The organism is Legionella stuttgartensis, assembly GCF_977063405.2.
The window spans coordinates 23359-44627 of the sequence record NZ_CDRUHA020000064.1; the positions used below are offsets into that span (position 1 = coordinate 23359).

The following is a 21269-nucleotide window of genomic DNA, read 5'->3' on the forward strand; positions in this document are numbered from 1 at the left end:
CAGCGTCTGACTTTCCTCCAAAAATTTTTATTTTGAGTAAGGAGCAGGTGCAGCAGCACTGCACCTATAATACTTTTTAAACCAAAATTATTGCTATTATTACATGAATATTTCTACAGAATTAGCGTTGTTTCTGACAAAGTTACCTAATGAGCCCGGAGTTTATCGAATGCTTGATGAAGCGGGTCATCTTCTTTACGTAGGTAAGGCTTCCAATCTGAAAAAGCGGGTTACAAGCTATTTCAACAAACAAAATACAGGGATTAAAACCCGTTCTTTGGTGAATCAAATCGTTTCTATAGAAATTTCCGTTACGCGTAGCGAAACAGAAGCTTTATTATTGGAAAGCAATCTGATTAAAACATTAAAACCCAAATACAATGTTTTATTACGTGATGATAAATCTTATCCATACATTCATCTATCCAATCATCCTGACTTTCCGCGTATAGAAAGCTATCGTTCTAAAAAAAAACCTCTTTCAGGTGATTTTTTTGGTCCTTATCCCAGTAGTGCCGCGGTAAAAGAAACCATAGTCACTATTCAAAAAGTCTTTAAAGTCCGGAATTGTCGAGACAGTTATTTCAATGCACGATCAAGACCTTGCTTGCAGTACCAAATTAAAAGATGTACTGCACCCTGTGTCAATTTTATAACACCTGAAGATTACAAACGATCAGTGCAGGACGCTATGCGATTTTTACAGGGTAAATCTCAATTAATTCTTGATGAGCTTGCTAAGCGAATGGATAAAGCTGTAAACGAATTAAATTTTGAAGAAGCAGCACTTTTGCGCGATCAAATTAAAAGTTTGCGATTGGTGCAAGAACAACAGGGGGTTTTGCAATTACGTGGGGATGCAGATGCTATTGCAATTGAACTTAGCCCTGGTTTTGCATGCGTCCAATGTGTGACCATTCGTGAAGGTCAAGTATTGGCAAGTCGTAGCTATTTTCCATCAGTCCCTCAAAAAGGTCTAGAAGATGAACTCGACATGGACGATTTGTGGCAACAAACTTTTGATGCATTTATTGGATTTTATTATTTAGACGCCCCAGAGAAGATTCCTGCTTTAATCATTACGAATCAGAATTTGGTGGATCACCAGTCTTTAGAAGAAGCATTATCACAACAGCGTGGGAAATTGTGTAAAATTCAAGTGAATCCTCGCGGAATTAAGTCCCGCTGGATGGATTTTGCACGAAATAATTTACGTGTTTCAGTAGCCGAATATGTTACGAAACATTCCACAATGAAATCTCGTTTCCTAGAGTTGGAGCGGCTTTTGGGTCTAAGTAAACCCATTGAACGCATGGAATGTTTTGATATTAGTCACACTCAAGGTGAAGCGACTGTTGCATCCTGTGTTGTGTTTGATCATGAAGGTCCTAGTCCTAATGACTATCGACGCTTTAATATCGAAGGTATTACTCCAGGAGATGATTATGCCGCAATGGAACAGGCAATTACCCGTCGCTTTAAGCGTTTAGTGGAAGCTCAATCTTTACCCGATGTATTAATTATTGACGGAGGCAAGGGACAAGTCGCGGTGGCCCAGAGAGTTCTTACGTCCTTAGGTGTTTCAACGGTTACCTTGTTGGGAGTGGCTAAAGGACCCTCACGGAAAGCGGGATGGGAAAAATTGATTTTAGTGCACGAAGCAAAAGAATGGACGTTACCTGATGACTCAAAAGCCTTGCATTTGTTACAACATATTCGTGACGAAGCCCACCGCTTTGCTATTACGGCCCATCGTAAAAAAAGACAAAAAAAGAGATTGGAATCAACGCTTGAGGATATAGAAGGAGTTGGAGCCAAACGAAGACAAGCATTACTGCATCGTTTTGGTGGGATACGAGAGCTTGCTAAAGCTCCATTAGAAGAGATTGCCAAAGTTTCAGGAATTAGTGAGCATTTAGCAAAGCGTATTTTTCAATTTTTTCATGGCGAAAACATATTGCCATAAAGCGGTTGTAATCTGGGTACAATGCAGCAAAACTGGGCTCTATTCCTGTTCGAAACCCCAAAAAATCTCCCTATTGAATCTCAGTTATCGATTAATGACGCGGAATATTATTCATAACCCTAGCAAAAACTCTAATATTCGTACTAAACTTATTTTAGATATGCTCGAATAATAATTAGAATAAATTGATATTTAAGCACAAATCTTGCATGTAAAAATAAAAAGTAAGGTGAGAGGGGGGCATATGTATAAATTACTTTCAGCTGCATTGATGATGCTCATGGTTACCATTGCGAATGCGGGTAACTTTTATGGCACTGGATTATGTGGATACCCACAATACGACTGTATTAAAGTAGAGTCGGGGCAAAGCTGGGATACCTTATTTCCAGATCCGAATCAACGCGATATTGTGCAAAGGGTCAATCGGACCTATAACCCTTTATGGACTGGCAAGATTATCGCAGTTCCAAAAAACTTAGCTTATCTCTCCGTTTTTGATGTGGCACCGTTCCCATTAAAAATTCCGAATGAACATCAAAAACAAATTATTGTTGATCAGGATAAATTGGCTTTTGGTGCTTATGATGCCGAAGGTAATCTGGTGAAATGGGGACCGATTTCATCTGGAAGAGACCGATGTCCTGATGCCAATCGTTCTTGCCGCACTTTAACCGGAATTTATCGGGTTTTCAGTAAAGAAAATGAAAAATGTGTCTCCGATGTCTTCCCTATAGGCAAAGGTGGCGCAAAGATGCCTTTTTGCATGTTTTTCCATAAAGGGTTTGCATTACATGGTTCAGATGATATTCCTGGAGTAAGAGCAAGTCATGGATGTGTGCGGATGTTCACTCAAGATGCTAAATGGTTAAATCAAAGCTTTGTTGAGTTATCAAGTGAGCGAAATAATTTTACGGGTACAACGGTTATTGTACGTCCAATAAATGACAGTGAGTGAGAAATATAATGAACACAATAAATAAAATCACTTCAATTTCATTGATGCTGTTCTTAGGACTCATGTCTGCACAACTTGAGGCAGCCAAACCCAAAAAAAATGACCCTCAAGAGGCGCAAGCCAAGGCGGAAAAAGAGGAGGCAAGGTTTCCTATAGGATGTAAGCCGGTAGGGTATAAGGAAAGTTTAAAAGTATTATCTCTTTATCCAGGGAAAGAGGGTGCTTTGCAATCTTTGTATTTCTTCTTTAATAAATCAACCCAAACGGTCAGCTTGTACCAAATGCGTGATGAGAATAGTCAGTATACAACTCGATATAATCATTCTATAGGTGGTCGACAATGGGCGGCATTAGCTACAGGGGAACCATTAGTCAAATTTATTTGTACAGCGGGGGATGGTAAAACTTCCTATGGAAAAATTATTGATTGTGCTGATACGATAAAAGTATGTGAATACGTTAATGTTAAATTTGGTTTGAATAATAAAGGTAATTTTTGGATAGTCGATGGCACAACGAGAAATGGGGCCGTTAATGAAGTAGTGCATTATGGCATAATACCTGGGGTATAAATCTGAAAATATAATGATAAAAAATCAGGTTAAATTGCCATGCAAAGAGGGAGAATTTTCATGAAATCGCTAGTACCTTGGGTATGTTTATTCGTTGCATCAGCTAGCCAAAATACTTTTGCTGATGACTTTAGTGCTTATCGATTAGGGAATTATAATAACGCGATAGAGCCTTTGATGACTCAATCAGGGAAAAATGCAGTCGCTGATTACTATTTAGGACGGATTTATCTATATGGATATGGCCAGTTAAAAAATAGTTTGTTAGCAATACGTTATTTTACTCAATCCGCACAAAAGGGATATCTTCCTGCAATCCAACTGATGGCGAAATACACTTTATTGCATGATAAGAATCCGGAGCAAGCTTTTGTCTGGTTTAAAAAAGCAGCCGATGCAGGTGATGTAGACGCCCAAATGTTTACGGCAGCCGCTTATATGTATGGAGTAGGGGTAAAGAAAAATAGCGATACGGCAACTCGCTATTATATTAATGCGGCAAAAAGTGGTAACTCTCTTGCACAATTTACCTTAGCAAAGAATTTTATTGATAGTCGTAATTCATCAAATCGTAAATTAGGCCTTATTTGGTTAAATAAAGCAGTTGCTAATGGCAATACTCAAGCCATAACTCGATTGGGTGAGCTTTATCTTGAAGGGCAGCTGGTTGATAAAGATGAAAAGAAAGGTGAGGAATTATTAAATCAAGCTGCAGCGCAAGGTTTTGCGCCTGCAATGGTGGCTTTAGGGGAATTGGCTTTAGAGCAAAATCAAAAAGAACAAGCTTTGCAGTGGTTTAATAAAGCAGGTAATCAGTCAAGTGATGAAGCATATTTAGACTTGGCTCACGTTTATTTACAACAGAAAAGCCCAATTTATGATACCAAAACTGCATTTATGTGGACCTTGAAGGCCGCTCAGAATGGATTGCCCAAAGCGAAACGTGAGTTAGCCGAAATGTATCAAAAAGGAATAGGCGTTGATGCGGATCAAAATTTGGCAAAACAATGGTTGGCTCAGGCGAATCAAGATGAAAGTGCAAAAAATCAAGAAGCCGCATTAGCGCAAGCAGCATTGTGGTTAAGTAATGGCACCACCGATAAACTGGAACAAACCGATTTTCAAATGAAAGGAATACTTAGTGCCTGGCATAATCCTGCAGTATTAGGAGATTTTGCTTATAACCAAGCACCTCAGCTGAAAAAAATAATGCGACAGTCTATTTTCCAGCCTCAATTTGAATTAGTTCAACCTAATGATGTACCAATTACCAGTTATTACGATGCACTCTTGAGTAAAATCCCAAGCTTCCAGGCAAATCAATGGACCTATCCTCTTTATCCTTTAGACCCGCAGCTCTCTGCTTTGGAAAGGGTCAATTCCCCTGTATTTGCTCAGTTGAACTTACCTGCTCCTTACATAGATGCTAATTATTATGATTATGATGATAATTCCCAAGCCAGCATCATGGATTTGTGGACTCAAGGTTGGCAAGCACAACTTAACTACATGTCGATGTTTAATCATTTATATTTCAGAGCCATATTAGGTGATGCTCAATCGCAGTTTCAAATAGGACAAATGTTTCAATATGGAATCGGTGTAGCACAAAGTGATTCTTCAGCCATTATTTTTTATCAAAATGCGGCACAGCAGCAACATTTGGGGGCTGAATACAATTTAGGACTTTTATATTTGCAGCATGCAAAGGATAAAAATGATTATCAGCTTGCATTAAATGATTTAACTGATGCAGCGTTTAAAGGAAACAAAAAATCTCAATATGTTTTGGCCAGAATCCTATCTCAGGGAATAACTGGTCCAGATGGCACAGTGTATATTCAGCCTAACCCTGAACAGGCAATGTCCATGTTATATCTGGCTGCAGCCAATAATTATGGCCCGGCAGAATATGAGCTTGCAGATAGTTTGGCGCGTCAAAATGATAGCGGTTTAAGTGTCAATGTTAGGAAGCACAGAATAGCTATGATTCGTCAATTGTATCAAGGAGCAGCAGATAGAGGTATTTCGCAGGCATTACTGCCACTCGCATTTTACGATGCTATGGATCAGGATAAGGCGAGACAATCGCAAGCTTTTCTTATTGCTAAGGAGCAAGCGGCTTCTGGCGATGAAAATGCCGCATTATTGCTGGGATTACTCTATGATCGGGGTGTCGGTGTTAAAGCGGATCCAGGACAAGCGATCACCTGGTATCAGCAAGCAGGACAAAACTCAGTAAGCGATTTTATCTTAGGAACTTATTCTGCAGAAGGGAAGGGTATTGCTCAAGACAAGACAAAAGGAATTGAGCAATTGCAGAAATCCGTTGATGATAAATTCTCTTATGCTGATTTTAATATGGCCGTGTTGCAAAAACAAAATGGACAAGATTTCTTACCTAATTTAATACGCTCCTATAAATTAGGAAACAGTCATGCAGGAATCGTTTTGGCTGATTTCTATTTGGCAGAAAATTCTGATCCAGAGAAAATGCAAGAAGCCAAACAAATTTATTCTGGTTTAGCCGAAAAAGGAGACCAGTATGCCCAATTGAAATTGGCTTTTATGCTGGAAAAAGGTTTGGGTTCCGAACCTAATCTGGCTGAGGCACAACGTTGGTATACTGCATCTGCAGAACAAGGAAATCCTCTTGCTCAGTATCTGTTAGGTCAGTTTTATCAATTGGGTGAGAATGGCGAGCCCGATTATAATTTGGCTAAGCAATGGTATGAGAAGGCTGCTTCTGTCCTACCAGAAGCTTCGGTTGCTTTAGGTTTTATTGATGAAACAGTCAATGATAATTATGCCCAGGCATTCAAAGCTTATGAACAAGCTGCTGCGAAAGGAGATGCTTTAGGGATATATGATTTGGCATTAATGTACTTATACGGTAAAGGAACGCCAGTCAACTATCAAAAAGCTAGAGATTTGTTTGTTGAAGCATCTACTCACCAAGTTCATGAGGCAATGAATCAATTAGGCGCAATTTATTTCAATGGCCTTGGACAATCCCGTGATACACAACAAGCTTTATCCTGGTATAAAAAAGCAGCGGCTTTAGGAAATGACAATGCTCTTTATCAATTAGGATTGTTATCAGAAACAGGAGTTATTACCAAACTTGATTTTAATGACGCAATTAACTATTACCAACAATCTGCAGATAAAGGGAATGAGAAAGCGATGTTGGCTTTAGCAAGAATGTATCATTATGGTGTGGGTGTTGATAAAAACCCCAAAATGGCTGCAAGCTTTTATGAAAAACTGGCTGCACGTCAAAATGCTTATGCGCAATATCAGTTAGGTACTTATTATTTGGAAGGTACAGCTGGGGAGCGCTCTCTTGTTAAGGGTAAGGAGTTATTACAACAGGCGAGCGATAATGGTAGCGTACAAGCGCGTAAAGTTTTACAAAGGATGGAAGCACAAAATCAAGCCCGTGTAAGCTTTATTGAGCCCGTGTTTATGAGTAAAGCTCCATTAATTATGGAGCAAAATGCAGATTTTATGTATCTGCAAGCATTAAATGAGTGGAATCAGGGAGATGAAATTTTATCGCGTATGATTTTACAACGTTTAGTGACTCAATATCCTAATTTTGTACCGGCTAAACGTGCTTTTGAGCGGTTGAACCAAGCAAAATTAGTCAGTATTTATGGTTAGTTAATTAATTCTTAAATTCCCGGGTGAAGTCAACATGCCCGGGAAGCTTTGTTTATCGTCTATGCGTCGCACGTCTTGTTATTCTCAATAAAAGCCTTCTTTCAATTTATTCTCCTTTATCTTGGGATAAAATCTTGCAAATTTTATAATTTTTACTCAAAATAGCTTTTGATTTATCTAGTTTTTTAATAGAAAGTCTAACAATTGACAGGAGTGTCACGATGAAATATACGATAACTTTTTGCGTATTTGATCATACTGTAGGAGGGAATCCTTTTTGGCATGGTTCATTTTTTCTATCGATGCTGGATGAAAGCAAACAATTGCTTGAGGTTGTTGAGACTTGGGGATTTTATGGTGTTACAAGTACTGGAGATAAACACAGTTGGTTCGAGCAATTCAAAAACAAATATCATTTAGATGTTGATTTCCAAGGCAATCATGGGATGTTAATAAATGAAGAAGTGCGTTTTATGGATCTGGGGCATGGTTTACATGGATACACTTTTGAGTTGGATGAGGATAATTTCGAATTATTACAAAAGAGATGTGCAAAAGCTGTAGCAGATCAAGAAGCTGCTATTAAAGAAATAATAGGTGATGGTCAAAATTTTAAAAGCGATCCATCAAAAAAAGGACGAGTTTATCCAGAAGAGGCATACTCCAGGCAAATTTTTGAAATCGAACAAATAAAAGCCAAAATTGAAGGACGCCCTTCAAGGCTTAAGCCGTTTGATTTTCATTTATCATTTGGTTTATCAGGACCTAGCCTGAAGAATTCCAATACTTGTAAAACTAGGGCAGTTTCCCTTTTGGAAGGAATATTAACTCAAGAACAACTCGCCCCATTTAAAAACTCCTCTTTACCACGATTGATTCCAGGTTTAGAACCTATTCTTTTACATAGCGAAGGTCCGTTACATACCCATAAAAAATCATCAGGTAAAGAAGTTTATTACCGAGATAAGAAACAGGATAAAGAGGTTAAATTATATTGGAGTGTGCCGCCCCAACGTTTTGATCAATTATCAGAGGATACTGAGAATTTATTTAAAATAGATGAAATGTATCGTGATGAAGTGAAATATATTGTCAGTCAGTTACAGCGTTCCGAGTGGTTAATAAGAAATGCGTCTTTACCTGAAAAATACAAAGAATATCAAGAGGATTTAATTCAGCGCATTGTTTCCTCTTATAAAGCTTTTGCCACTATTCACCCCAAGGAAGATGCTAAAATATCAGGTTGGCAAGGTTCGATGCTTAGTTTCTTTTCTATGCCTAGAAGTTGTGAAGAGAAAAAATTACAAAATAAAATCCGTCAGGCAAAAACACTTTTAAACTCTCTTTATATGGCCATGGTAGATGGATGGTCAATTTATGATGAGTATCCCTCTGAGACATCTACAATAGAAGATGCAGAAGATTATAACGTACTGGAAGCCTTAGCTTCTTATTTATCAACTGAAGACAAAATTAGTTTATGCAAGATACTCGGAAGAGCTTATTTGAAAAATGAAGAAACCTATGCGCCTTTGCCGGTACCTGTTGCTACTTAGCTTTGCTTATAACCGGGTGAGGCGCATGCCATAACCCGGGATATTTTAGTGGTGTAAGAAATGTCATTTTGAAACTTAGTAAAAGATCTTCGAGTGGTGGTATAACATAATAATAAAATTAATGCTCAAAACAGGAGCTCCTTCGTCATAAACTATTCTGGATGACGGAGTTCTTCAATTCTATCTGAGCCATTATGAGGGATCTCCCAAAGATATGGCAATAAACATAATGCTAAAATCAGGGATTCGTAAATTTTTCAGGGTGATAGAGTCGTGAACGATTACACGATTTCATTAGGAGATAAAGAAATCGAACCGGCATAGCCAGTTCGAATTTTCGAATTGAGTGATTAAGCAGCCATTGCCTTAACACGAGCTACTAGACGACTTTTAATACGAGCAGCTTTATTTTTATGAATTAAACCTTTACAAGCAGCTTTATCAATAACGGGTTGTGCTTTAGTGAATGCTGCATGAGCTGCTTCTTTATCACCTGATTCAACAGCTTTAATTACATTTTTGATGTAAGTGCGGAACATAGAACGTGCACTGGCGTTGTGTTGACGTAGTTTTACGTTTTGGCGAGCACGTTTGATCGCTGATTTAATATTTGCCACTTAAAAATCTCCACTCATTCAGATGGTACAAAAAGATGATGATCATGCACAATGAGTTAGAATTTGTCAATAGACTTCTTTGTTTCTAAAGCATAAATTGATTCACTCTATGGCGGTATGTGTCATTTCTGTTCAAAATCAAGGGGCAATATGAATTTTTAATCATCCCTCCAGATTCCGTTTAATGACCAATATTCCACATATAGAATTATGACAGTTGATTCATTTAGGATATTATAAGGTATTTGTGCCTTGTATAAAAATTATGTCAGCAACAGAAACAGAGATTATGGTACCTAAACGGCAGAGTTTATTACGTTCAACAACACTGGTTTCAGTAATGACCTTTATTTCACGTATTGTAGGTTTTGTACGTGATATGGTGCTTGCCAATTTTTTTGGTGCTCAAGCCGGGATGGATGCTTTTTTTGTCGCATTCCGTATCCCTAATTTTATGCGCCGTCTTTTTGCAGAAGGAGCATTTGCTCAAGCGTTTGTTCCGGTACTTGCTGAATATCAAAAAACGCGTTCTCCAAGCGACGTACGGGTTTTTATTGCGCGTATTTCCGGATATTTAGGGAGCATTCTTAGTGTTGTCACTTTAATTGGGATATTTGCAGCACCAGTGATCATCTTTTTATTTGCCCCTGGTTTTAGTCATGACAGTGACCGTGCGGTATTGGCCACGGAAATGTTGCGTATTACGTTCCCATTTTTAATGCTCGTTTCGCTAACGGCTATGGCTGGAGCGGTATTAAATACCTATGGTTATTTTGCAATTCCGGCATTTACACCTGTATTACTGAATATCAGTATGATTCTTGCTGCGATCTATTTATGTCCTCATTTACCAAGGCCTGTAGTGGGTTTGGCTTGGGGTGTTCTTATTGCTGGTATTGCGCAATTACTTTTCCAAATTCCATTTTTACATCAACGTAGTTTATTAGTAAAACCTCAGTTAGTCAGAAATGATGCTGGAGTGAATAAAGTGCTTAAGTTGATGATTCCCGCTTTATTTGGTGTCTCTATCGCCCAACTTAATTTAATGGTTGATAGTATTTTTGCTTCCTTTTTAAAAGTTGGAAGTGTGTCTTGGCTATATTACACCGACCGCCTTACTGATTTTCCATTAGGAGTCTTTGGTGTGGCGATTGCAACAGTGATTCTTCCTCATTTATCTCGGCGGCATGCGGAGCAAAGTATTAGCCAATATTCAAGTGCCTTAGATTGGGGATTGCGTTCTATTTTACTCATTGGAGTTCCAGCAGGGTTAGGTTTATGTTTATTTGCTATGCCTTTGATTGCGAGTTGCTTTGCCTATGGTAAATTCACTGCTTATGATGTGATTCAGACCCAAAAAAGTTTAATCACACTGGGAGCAGGTGTACCTGCTTTTATGATGGTTAAAGTATTGGCTTCTGGTTTTTATGCACGACAAGATATTAGCACTCCAGTTAAGGTGGGTGCGATATCTATGATCGTTAATACTTTATTATGTTCTATATTTATTTGGCATTTTGCTCATGCAGGTCTAACTTTAGCTTCCGCATTGGCAGGTTATGTTAATTGCGGGACTTTATTGTTTTTATTGATTAAACGAGGGGTATTCAAACCTTCACCTGGATGGTTAAAATACAGTATGCAATTACTCGTTGCGAATGCAGCAATTAGCATTTATTTAATTTTAATGAGTGGCACAGTAAGTTACTGGCTTAGTTTTTCCCCTGTAATGCGTTTAAGCGTACTATCCGCTCATGTAGCAATTGCAGTAATCATTTATTTGTTCGTTCTGGGGTTAACTGGGCTTAGACCTGCTCAATTTCGTGGTCAAGTGAAGGAATAAAAACATGCAAGCAAAGTTATTTTATGAGACGCAAGGTGAACGGGCTATTCCTCTTTATTTGATTTCGCAAGATCAATGGGAGGAGGAGCAGAGCATGCTTACTCCTGCGGTACAGAATTGCCTTTCCTTGCATCAATTTAAAGGAAAAATAGGTGATTCTTGTTTCATTCAGAATGCAGATGGTTTGATCGATAAAGTATTTATTGGTACCGGGGATGGGAATCAGATCCTGGCTTTAGCCAATGCGGCATTAATTGTTCCTGCGAATATTTATCAGGTACAAGGTGGATGCTCTCAAGAAGGAGCAATAAGTTGGGCTTTGGCGCAATACCGTTTTGACGCATATAAAAAGCAAGAAGCGCAACCACGTCTTTTAGTAGTTCATCCAGATGATTTAAATCCAATTTTGGCATTAGCCCAAGCTCACTTTTTAGTGAGGGATTTGATAAACAAACCAACAAGTGATTTAGGTCCAAAAGAATTAGCTGAGGTGGTAGAACAATTAGCAAAAACCCATAAGGCACAATTCAGACAATGGGTCGGTGATGAATTACTGAAGGATAATTTCCCAGCAATTCATGCTGTTGGGCGTGCTTCTAAATCAGCGCCTCGCTTGTTGTCTCTAACTTGGGGCGATGAGAAAAATCCTCGTATTACTCTAGTAGGAAAAGGTGTTTGTTTTGATAGTGGGGGCTTAGATATTAAATCGGCTTCGGGTATGCGATTAATGAAAAAAGATATGGGTGGTGCTGCCCATGTAATAGGTCTTGCTCAATGGATTATGGCTCGGAATTTACCTGTACGCCTACAAATGCTGATACCTGCGGTAGAAAACTCTATTGGTCCTGATGCATTTAGGCCTGGTGATGTTTTAACTATGCGTAACGGCTTAACTGTGGAAGTGCATAATACGGATGCGGAAGGACGATTGGTTTTGGCGGATGCCTTAGTAAAAGCATGTGAAGAACAACCCGAATTATTGATAGATTTTGCGACTCTGACAGGCGCTGCGCGTGTTTCAGTGGGTACCGAAATTGCCGCGTTGTTTACCAATAACGATCACTTAGCGGCAGAGGTCACAGCTGCCTCTTATAAAGTGGTTGATCCTATCTGGCGCTTACCTTTATTTGGTGCATATGAAGAGTTGCTTCGTTCAAATGTTGCTGATTTGGCCAACTCAAGTGATCACCCCTATGCAGGAGCAATTGTTGCTGGGTTATTTTTGCAACGTTTCGTAGCAAAATCGATACCCTGGATGCATTTTGATATTATGGCATGGAATTTGGGTAATCGGCCTGGAAAACCTGAAGGTGGTGAAGCAATGGGATTACATACGGTTGCAGAGTATTTGCTAAAGGTTTATGGATAACGTAATAAGTTGAGTTTAAAAGGAGATTTTGATGTTAATAACATTTCATACAGATGCCTATGAAGATATAACTTATTTTGCAGATGTGGCTAAGCGTCTGCTTTCTTTAATGGGACATAGTGGTACTATTCCTGGAGCAATCAAATCGGAAAATCTTCCTGAAGCGTTGGAACGATTACAGGCTGGTCTTACAAAAGAGAAAAAAGTTGACGAAAACGATGACGAAAATGAACCAGAAATCAGTTTGTCAAAGCGCGCTGTTCCTCTAATTAGTTTATTGCAAGCTGCAATAAAAAAAGATAAAGATATCCTTTGGGATTAATTCACTTCAGTATACAGCACAGCCGAACATTGTTTATCAATGTGAATCAATGAGTACCAGGTTCTGGCTGTGTTGTCTCAAGCCATAAGGCTAGTTATTTTCTCTCTTTCCCCTAAAAGTCGTTTATTTTGATTTTAAATTAATAAAAATCTTTTTCTCTCAAATCACTGTAGTTAAGTTTGCTTTTTACCCTTTTGATCAACAAATGATCAAAAGGGTAAAGAGTTGGCTATAATTTTGTTATAACTTCATTTTCTGGGAGCGGAGCATGGCTCACTCAACAGAATATCTAAAAGAAATAGCAGCATTAGTCACTAAAGCATTGGAAGATTACACTCCAACGGCAGACAGCCAAGGCGGTCAAAAGAAAATAGGGGGACCCAGAGGGTTTATGTTTAAACCGGTAGCACCACCTCGCAGTATTTGTCTTGAACCAATGGTACAAGGTAGTATGGGACTTTTAATGCATGGGATTGATTTCGCAGGCAATGGCTTTGAGAATCCAGATGATATCGATATTTTGGTGTCCTATGGCAAAGCTGCAAAAGAGGCACTAACCCAATTAAATTCAAAACTACAAAGTATAGGCAGCTCTATAACATTGCAAATTCCGCAGGGATTTAGTTTAGTTAACGATATTTATGTTATTGATAAATCGAATAAAAATCAAAAACTAAAAATTCAACTGGTCGATAAGGAAGATTTTGGACTGAATAAAATCCAACCAATAAAGGTAAATGGTGTACCCGTAATGCCACTAGGAGAGGCATTAATTAGTCTTGATTACCGTATCAAAATTCAGGGTGCACGACCTAAAGATCGGTTTGCTTATTTTACTTTTATAGAAAAATATAGTGAGGAGCTGCTTTCAGATACTAAAGTTAGACAGGAAGCAAAAGAATTTATTAAAAATTATTTAACACTAAGTCCAGATAAGCGTAAAGCGCTTGCATTTGAGCAACCAGGAAAAGAAGAAGAGGAAGAACAACAACAACCTCTATCGGTGTCCTTAAAGAGTTAATACTCAGGAGATATAAAACAGCATTAAATCTTAAATTAGAAATGAGTGGATTTTCTGACCTTATGGGTAGATTTGACCGTTCCGTTCTAAGCCTCTATCTGATGGGTATATAAATTACACCCGTTTACTCGATAGTCTCTGTAATGCTTGCGGCTCAATTCTTTATCTGACTCAATATTTATCACAATTTCTATAATACGTTTGAATTTAGAATAAAAATTGGGAATATGATCGGATAGATTGAATAAAATATCGTTAAATCCTCGAGGTTCTCCTTCATAACCTATTTGAATTGAAGGGGGTGGCTCTGGTCCTTCACCTTGCAAGTTATGTGGAATAAAGCTGTCTTCTTTAAATGTCCATAGCAGTTCATCAAGAAGCTCTGCATCCTGTTTGTTATTGCATAAGACATAAACCTTATGCCCTTTAGCATAAGCTTTTTCTAAAAGACGACAAGCGAGCAGCCAACGTGCATCATTTTGGTCGCTTGCTAATAAATAAAAATCAACGCGAATTGAGGGCATGGCGAATTATTTGAGTTAATAAGGGAACTGGTCTACCAGTGGCATTACGGTTTTTTCCGAAAATCCAGGCTGTACCGGCGATATCTAAATGTGCCCAGCGATACTTTTCTGTAAAACGAGACAAAAAGCACGCTGCGGTGACGCTACTTGCAGTACGATCAAAACCTGCATTGATCATATCGGCTAAAGGGCTATCCAGGGCGTCTTGATATTCATCATCTAAAGGCATTCGCCATACTCTATCATTACTTTCCTTAGCTGCATCCTCAATTAATTGTGCTAATTCTTCATCTTGAGTCATAAAACCGGATGCAACAGTTCCTAGCGCAACAATAATTCCACCAGTAAGCGTTGCAACATCAATGACAAATTTCGGTTGATAGCGCTCTGCGTAGGTCAATGCATCGGCTAAAACCAAACGACCTTCGGCATCAGTATTTATAATTTCTACAGTCTGTCCGGACATACTCGTAACAATATCACCTGATTTGACCGAGGTGCCACTTACCATATTCTCAGCACTGGCAATTAAACCAATAACATGAACCGGGAGCTTTAACAAAGCACAGGCCTTTAAAGTACCTAATACACTGGCAGCACCAGACATATCATATTTCATTTCATCCATTGCATTGGCTGGTTTGATGGATAATCCGCCAGAATCGAAGGTAATTCCTTTGCCTACTAGAATTATTGGAGGAGCATCATCTGCTCCTTTGTAATGTATATCAATGAGTCTTGGTGGTTGGGCTGACCCTTGTGCAACTGCTAATAAAGTTTCCATACCCATTTGGTGCATTTCCTCCGGGCCCATCACTTTGCAGCTCATGTTTTGTGCAAATTCTTTAGCTAACTGCAATGCTTGTTCACCTAAATAAGTAGGGGTACAGATATTAGCAGGCATATTAGCCAGATGACGAGTCAATTCAACACCTGCTGCAATTGATTGACCTAATTTTAATCCTTCTTCACTAGCATTTGGTAAATAAAAAGTTATCGTTTCTAATAGATGAGGCTTGGCTTTCTTCTTTTTAAAGTCGAGTAATTGATAGCGTTGATTATCCATTTGAACAATCATTTGCTCCAATTGCCAATTTGCTGAATATCGAGCTATTTGGGGCAAACATACTGTTGCAGAGCGAATGCGGTGTTTTATCAAAGCACCTGTAATCTCTGTTACTCTTTTTTTTAGCTGAGATGGGGTGAATTTAGTTTGTTCACCGCATTGAATGATTAATAAGCTACCATCCAGATCATGATGCCATTGCATATCGCCGGCTTCGGATGTTTTTTTAATAAGCCTACTAACTAAGTTATGATGCTCTTTACTCAGAGCAAAATCAGATAGTTCAGCATCAGAAAACACCCCAAGAACAAGACATTCACTACTCGATAAGTTCGGTTTTTGCGTCAATCCGTAATTCATTTTAATGATCCCTAATGCCTGGATTAGCCTGGGTGAAACGCAGTTTAACCCGGGAATTTATTAATTAAACCTGGGACTTCGCCTCACCCAGACTACATTTTGACTTGTAGTTTACCCAAACTAAGTTTGATTTTAAACAGGCATTCTACCTACAGTCTGTTAATGGTTGTGTTGGTACAACAATTTGGACATTGATTCCTTTAATCGTTGGGCTATTTATTGCTTTTTCAAGATATTCAATCAATGGAATATCAACTACTTTACCGTATTCTGACGACGCTTGTCGAAAATACAATTGGCCTTTATTTCGAATTGCAAAGCCTAAATGCGAAATATTTAATGCAGTACCAATTTTTTGGCTTAGATCCCAATTGGGTCTTACGATTTCGATGATTGCACCATTAGGGATTTGTTCGAATAAATACATATTGGGTTTATTCTGTTCGGAAAATAATGCAGTGAAGGGGATATATGGAACTTCTTCTGCAATGGTTTCCAATTTGGCGCCCTTCGTTTTTAATTCATCTAATCGTTCCTCTTCTTTTACTTTATCCGCATTTACTAATCTAATTGTTTGGACAGTTTTATAGGCATACCAATTGGGTTTATTAATAACTGCATCAGCAATTTTGGCTACGGGTTGATTATGTTGATCTTTTATAGTTAATGTAATGTCTTTGAGTATTCCATTGCGCTGGTTATTGTGATTCCAATCCAAGCCAGTGAAATGATTTCGTTGTAGATAAGAAACAGTTCCGTTTTTATAGCGTATATTTTTTATGCATTGTTGAAACGATGTGAGAGAATTTGAAACGGCTAATGACAAGACGGTATTTACGTAGGTATCACAGTCGAATGCATCAACACGATATTGAGGGAATTGATCATATCGAGCCTTTGGTCCTTCTCCTAAGGAGCCAAGTACATATTGTACCCCTAAAAATTGGCTACTAACCCAATCTATTCTATCTGGCATTGAACTATTCGGCATGCTGCCTAGTCTATGATATAGTTCTTCTATTGAGGAATTAGCTTGTTTTTCGGTACTATCTGAGTCAAAAGCCTGACTTTGAAAAGAAATGAGAAAACAGGCTATAACAGCCAGATGTTTTAAGGGAGTAAGTGTGTACTTCATGCGTTTTTTCTATCTAAAGCCAAATAAAGACAACATTTTAACCTGTTCCAAAGTGTGGAGGCAAGGATGCTCAATATAATTTGGCTAGGAATGATACTAATTTCTGTAGTCGTTGGGGTAATTGAAGGACGTATTGATGAGGTGGCTCGTGCGGTCACAGAATCAGCAAAACTAGGTTTTGAAATCGCTCTTGGCTTAGCAGGAATCATGTCCTTATGGCTAGGCATAATGTCTATAGCGAACGAATCAGGTTTGGTTGCTTTACTGGGAAAAATACTTCGGCCGATTTTAAGACGACTATTTCCTGATATTCCTACTGAGCATCCTGCAATGGGGGCGATGACTATGAATATTGCTGCGAATATGCTGGGTCTTGCCAACGCAGCAACTCCATTTGGGCTGCAAGCAATGAAAGAGCTGCAAACACTGAATCAACACGCAAAAATTGCCACAAATTCCATGTGTACGTTCTTGGCGATTAATACTTCAAGCGTACAATTAATTCCTGCTACAGCAATTGCTTATTTAGCTGCAAATGGCAGTACTAATCCTAGCAGCGTTATAGTCAGCTCATTGATCGCAACGGTCATTTCTACGTTGGTTGCTATTATTTCTGTAAAACAATTAGCAAAATTACCGATGTTTCGTGTTGAAGGGAAAAATAGCTTATGAGTGGGTTTGCCAATCAATTATCCAATTGGATGCTTTTAGTTTTTATTGTGGGTATTCCTTTATATGCTGCAGCAGTAAAAAAAATTAATGTGTTTGACGCATTTATTGTGGGGGCGAAACAAGGTTTTGATACAATTTTAAGTGTAGTACCTTATCTGATCGCTATGATAGTTGCTATAGGCATGCTGCGTGCCTCAGGTTTTTTTGGTTTAATGGCAAATCTTCTTGCCCCGCTTTTAGCTATGATTGGTATGCCGCCGGAAGTATTACCATTGGCTTTAATTCGACCTTTTTCTGGAAGTGCTTCAACGGGGATGATGGCAGAATTGATTCATCAATATGGCGGGGATTCGATCATTTCCAAAATTGCAGCAACGATGATGGGAAGTACAGAAACGACATTTTATGTTATTGCAGTATATTTTGGTTCTGTAGGTATTCGGCGCACACGACACGCTATTCCCGCAGGTTTATTAGCTGATCTTGCCGGAATCATTGCGTCAGTCATTGTTTGTCGCTATTTATTCGGGTGATAATCCCTAATTCGGTAGAACTTAATTGGGTGCTGCAATACCAGGCACCCACGAAGATTTGGCGTACGCCGAATCATGCCGTTCAGCATTAAATTATCCTATTTTTGTTTTTTTCTTGCCTTTACTTTTGTCTTTACGTGCATAATCTGTTTTCTCTAAAGATTTCATATGAGCAAACACATTACGCACCTTCGCTTTAAATTGAGCCATTTCGCGAGCAGGAACAGGGGATGCAGTAGGCAAATAAGTTGTTGTTGGATTTCTTGGTTGATTATGAACATGCAGTTCATAATGACAATGAGGACCTGTTGCTAGACCTGTTTGACCTACATAACCAATAACTTGGCCTCGTCTTATTCTGCTTCCTTTGGAAAGACCTTTTGCAAATCGAAGCATATGCCCATAAAGCGTGCTGAATGTCTTATCGTGTTTGATTTCAATCATATTACCGTAGCCATTGTGCCGACCAATATTAACAATTGTTCCATCACCGACCGATTGAATCGGAGTTCCTATCGGAGCCGCAAGATCGATCCCTTTATGGGCTCTCTTATAGTGTAATATTGGATGATATCTTGAAGTGGTAAAGGTCGAACTGATATGGCTAAATTTAATGGGATACCGTGAAAATGCTTTTTTAAAGCTTTCGCCTTTAGGAGTATAGTAGTCCCGCGTACCATTTCGACTAATATGGCGTACAGCCTGTGCAGTTTTGCCTTGATTAGTATAACTAACGGCAACAACATCACCTGTGCCCACCATTTTGTCTTCCACATATAATGTTTCATAAGCAATAGAAAATCGATCGCCACTACGAACAGAACGCGAAAAATCTATTTCTTTACGTAAGATAGTAGTCATTTGCTGAATTAATTTCCTAGGGATCCCTAACTGCTGGGCTGTGCCGAATAAGGAACCCTTGACTACACCTGTAACATAACGCTCTTGGGTTTTTACTTTTTTGGAGTCAATTTTTGTTTTATAAACCGCTCCATCCCTATAAACTGTAAGTGTTTGTATGGTGTTCATCGGGATAATTAATTTTTCCAACTTATTCTTATTAATTAAAAACTTCAGTTCTTGACTGGGTTTTATTGCGGTTAGTGCTTTAGAATAGGGATTTTTTTGCATAACCAAATGTAAATTTTGGGCAGTTAATCCAAGGCGCTTAAATATAGTAGCCATGGAGTCACCCGATCTAGGTCTGATCGTTTGCCATTCATTATCCTTGGTAATTTTCTTAACTGGTTGAACCGTTTTAACAGCGTTTTTTACAACAGTTTTAGCTGTTTCTTCTGTAAGATCGGGTTTAGACTCTTCAACAATTTGTTCTTCTTCATTTTGAAATGAATTTTCTTGGTAAGCTTCATCTTGATACTCTTCGGATTCATCCTCTTCGAGATTGGGTAGGGCAATAGATTGAGTTGTAGGTCCCTGATGTGAATGTGAAAACTTTTTTACAAGAAAATAGGGTAGTGAAAAGGCAATAACCAAGGCAAAACCCATTAATACCTTAGATGGATTGGATTTTTTATTTTTATTCGTTTTACTTTTTTCGATATATATATAAGGTTTTTTATCCATTGTTTGCCTATACATTGCCATCCGGAATCATGCTATTGTCTGCATTTATTAAATTTCGGGTGACAAATTATCTTAAAATCACCTTTTAGGTATGGCAGGAAATTGCCAACCGGGCTAAGATACTCGGTGTGAGAAGATAGGTCAATCATTTATAAAGGTTTTGATGTCATGATAGTTGAAGATTCAGTTTGTTCCGAGCTTGTAAGAGGCTGTGAAGAGGTCCTTCCTCAGCATGAATTGGAAAAAAAATTACAAAAAGGAACACCCTTAAAAATAAAAGCAGGCTTTGATCCAACTGCACCTGATTTGCATTTAGGGCATACTGTATTACTTAATAAATTACGGCAATTTCAACAACATGGTCATGAGGTCATTTTTTTAATTGGTGATTTTACGGCGATGATTGGCGATCCAACCGGGAAGAATGTAACACGTTTGCCACTTAGCCCAGAAACGGTCCTTAATAATGCGAAGACCTATCAAGAGCAAGTTTTTAAAATTTTAGATCCTCTTAAAACAAGAGTGGCATTTAACTCGCAGTGGCTTGGAAAATTTAATGCAACAGATTTAATTCGGCTGGCAGCAACACACACAGTTGCACGTATGTTAGAACGTGATGATTTTAATAAACGGTATACTACAGGTCAGCCAATCGCAATTCATGAGTTTTTATATCCTTTACTTCAAGGTTATGATTCTGTTGCACTTAAAGCCGATATTGAATTGGGTGGCTCGGATCAGAAATTTAACTTATTAATGGGACGTGAATTACAAAAGCATTATGGTCTTGAACCACAAGTTGTGATGATGACTCCATTGATTGAAGGCTTAGATGGGGTGAAGAAAATGTCTAAGTCACTGGATAATTATATTGGTATTAATGAGCCAGCATCCGATATGTTTGGTAAAATTATGTCAATCTCTGATGAATTAATGTGGCGGTATGTAGATTTACTGAGCTTTAAAACAGGAAAGGAAATCCAGGCTCTAAAAAAATCCGTACTGGACGGTACGAATCCTAGAGATATAAAAATTGATTTTGCTAAAGAAATCGTTGCACGTTTCCATGACCAAACGCAAGCAGAACATGCACATAAGGAGTTTGTAGAGCGATTTCAAAAGGGCATTATCCCTGAAGATCTAGAGGAACAAACCATAACATCGAAAGAGCCGCTTTCTTTGGCTCAATTATTAAAACAAATGAATCTAACTCAAAGTACTTCAGAAGCGATTCGTTTGGTAAAGCAAGGTGCAGTTAAGATAGATGGAGATAAAGCTGAGGACCCTGCAGTTGTTTTATCAACAAATAAGACCTATATAATACAAGTTGGTAAGCGTAGAATAGCCAAGCTGCATTTACAATAAACAGAGTGTCATCATTTTTTTTAAAAAAAATGAAAAAAGTGTTTGACACTGAGGGTGAAATCAGTAGAATACGCAGCACGCCTTCGGGGCAGGTTCATTAAGAAGAGAGAAGACAAACTGTGTGGGCACTTTGAATAACC

General features: G+C 38.5%; 17 protein-coding genes. 12 read left to right on the plus strand and 5 right to left on the minus strand.

Going from position 1 to position 21269, the window contains the following annotated elements:
* Positions 1-103: 103 nt before the first annotated feature.
* From uvrC to ACWTEW_RS23940, 5 genes are all read left to right on the plus strand, one after another.
* The gene (gene uvrC / locus ACWTEW_RS23920; protein WP_454783485.1) at positions 104-1966 is read left to right on the plus strand and encodes an excinuclease ABC subunit UvrC; all 1863 of its coding nucleotides are present in this window, start codon (positions 104-106) and stop codon (positions 1964-1966) included.
* A gap of 244 nt (positions 1967-2210) precedes the next feature.
* Entirely contained in the window at positions 2211-2924 is a 714-nt protein-coding gene (locus ACWTEW_RS23925; protein WP_454783486.1) for a L,D-transpeptidase, read from the plus strand.
* An 8-nt stretch (positions 2925-2932) separates the two neighbouring features.
* Positions 2933-3496, plus strand: a complete 564-nt coding sequence (locus ACWTEW_RS23930) for an endopeptidase IV (RefSeq protein WP_454783487.1) — start codon at positions 2933-2935, stop codon at positions 3494-3496.
* 60 nt (positions 3497-3556) lie between these two features.
* Complete coding sequence (locus tag ACWTEW_RS23935) at positions 3557-7162, plus strand: SEL1-like repeat protein (RefSeq protein ID WP_454783488.1); 3606 nt, start codon at positions 3557-3559, stop codon at positions 7160-7162.
* Between the two features lie 221 nt (positions 7163-7383).
* A complete protein-coding gene (locus ACWTEW_RS23940; protein WP_454783489.1) occupies positions 7384-8718 on the plus strand; it encodes a hypothetical protein in 1335 nt (444 codons plus the stop codon).
* A gap of 350 nt (positions 8719-9068) precedes the next feature.
* On the opposite strand, the gene rpsT is transcribed toward ACWTEW_RS23940, so the two are convergent.
* Positions 9069-9335, minus strand: a complete 267-nt coding sequence (gene rpsT / locus ACWTEW_RS23945) for a 30S ribosomal protein S20 (protein ID WP_454783490.1) — start codon at positions 9333-9335, stop codon at positions 9069-9071.
* 265 nt (positions 9336-9600) lie between these two features.
* Between rpsT and murJ the strand changes: the two genes are divergently transcribed.
* The 4 genes from murJ to ACWTEW_RS23965 all read left to right on the plus strand — a co-directional run bounded on the left by murJ (position 9601) and on the right by ACWTEW_RS23965 (position 13890).
* Positions 9601-11178 (plus strand): murein biosynthesis integral membrane protein MurJ, encoded by a 1578-nt coding sequence (gene murJ / locus ACWTEW_RS23950; RefSeq protein ID WP_454783491.1) that lies wholly within the window; start codon positions 9601-9603, stop codon positions 11176-11178.
* A gap of 4 nt (positions 11179-11182) precedes the next feature.
* Entirely contained in the window at positions 11183-12547 is a 1365-nt protein-coding gene (locus tag ACWTEW_RS23955; RefSeq protein WP_454783492.1) for a leucyl aminopeptidase family protein, read from the plus strand.
* 31 nt (positions 12548-12578) lie between these two features.
* A complete protein-coding gene (locus ACWTEW_RS23960; protein WP_454783493.1) occupies positions 12579-12869 on the plus strand; it encodes a DUF1840 domain-containing protein in 291 nt (96 codons plus the stop codon).
* 268 nt (positions 12870-13137) lie between these two features.
* Positions 13138-13890, plus strand: coding sequence for a hypothetical protein (locus ACWTEW_RS23965; RefSeq protein ID WP_454783494.1), 753 nt, complete (start codon positions 13138-13140; stop codon positions 13888-13890).
* 86 nt (positions 13891-13976) lie between these two features.
* On the opposite strand, the gene ACWTEW_RS23970 is transcribed toward ACWTEW_RS23965, so the two are convergent.
* The 3 genes from ACWTEW_RS23970 to ACWTEW_RS23980 all read right to left on the minus strand — a co-directional run bounded on the left by ACWTEW_RS23970 (position 13977) and on the right by ACWTEW_RS23980 (position 16975).
* Entirely contained in the window at positions 13977-14414 is a 438-nt protein-coding gene (locus ACWTEW_RS23970; RefSeq protein ID WP_454783495.1) for a DNA polymerase III subunit chi, read from the minus strand.
* Positions 14395-15840: a leucyl aminopeptidase gene (locus ACWTEW_RS23975; protein WP_454783496.1), complete on the minus strand. Its 1446-nt coding sequence runs from the start codon at positions 15838-15840 to the stop codon at positions 14395-14397. Before ACWTEW_RS23975 ends, ACWTEW_RS23970 begins: the two co-directional genes overlap by 20 nt.
* Positions 15841-15985: 145 nt before the next feature.
* Positions 15986-16975, minus strand: coding sequence for an N-acetylmuramoyl-L-alanine amidase-like domain-containing protein (locus ACWTEW_RS23980; protein ID WP_454783497.1), 990 nt, complete (start codon positions 16973-16975; stop codon positions 15986-15988).
* 66 nt (positions 16976-17041) lie between these two features.
* Between ACWTEW_RS23980 and ACWTEW_RS23985 the strand changes: the two genes are divergently transcribed.
* Both ACWTEW_RS23985 and ACWTEW_RS23990 read left to right on the plus strand, forming a co-directional pair.
* The gene (locus tag ACWTEW_RS23985) at positions 17042-17647 is read left to right on the plus strand and encodes a nucleoside recognition domain-containing protein (protein WP_454783498.1); all 606 of its coding nucleotides are present in this window, start codon (positions 17042-17044) and stop codon (positions 17645-17647) included.
* Positions 17644-18180, plus strand: coding sequence for a spore maturation protein (locus ACWTEW_RS23990; protein ID WP_454783499.1), 537 nt, complete (start codon positions 17644-17646; stop codon positions 18178-18180). The genes ACWTEW_RS23985 and ACWTEW_RS23990 overlap by 4 nt, the downstream gene beginning before the upstream one ends.
* Positions 18181-18273: 93 nt before the next feature.
* Here the strand turns inward: ACWTEW_RS23990 and ACWTEW_RS23995 are convergent, their stop codons facing one another.
* Complete coding sequence (locus ACWTEW_RS23995) at positions 18274-19764, minus strand: M23 family metallopeptidase (RefSeq protein WP_454783501.1); 1491 nt, start codon at positions 19762-19764, stop codon at positions 18274-18276.
* 168 nt (positions 19765-19932) lie between these two features.
* On the opposite strand from ACWTEW_RS23995, the gene tyrS reads away from it, so the two are divergent.
* Positions 19933-21129: a tyrosine--tRNA ligase gene (gene tyrS, locus ACWTEW_RS24000; RefSeq protein WP_454783500.1), complete on the plus strand. Its 1197-nt coding sequence runs from the start codon at positions 19933-19935 to the stop codon at positions 21127-21129.
* Positions 21130-21269: the final 140 nt, after the last annotated feature.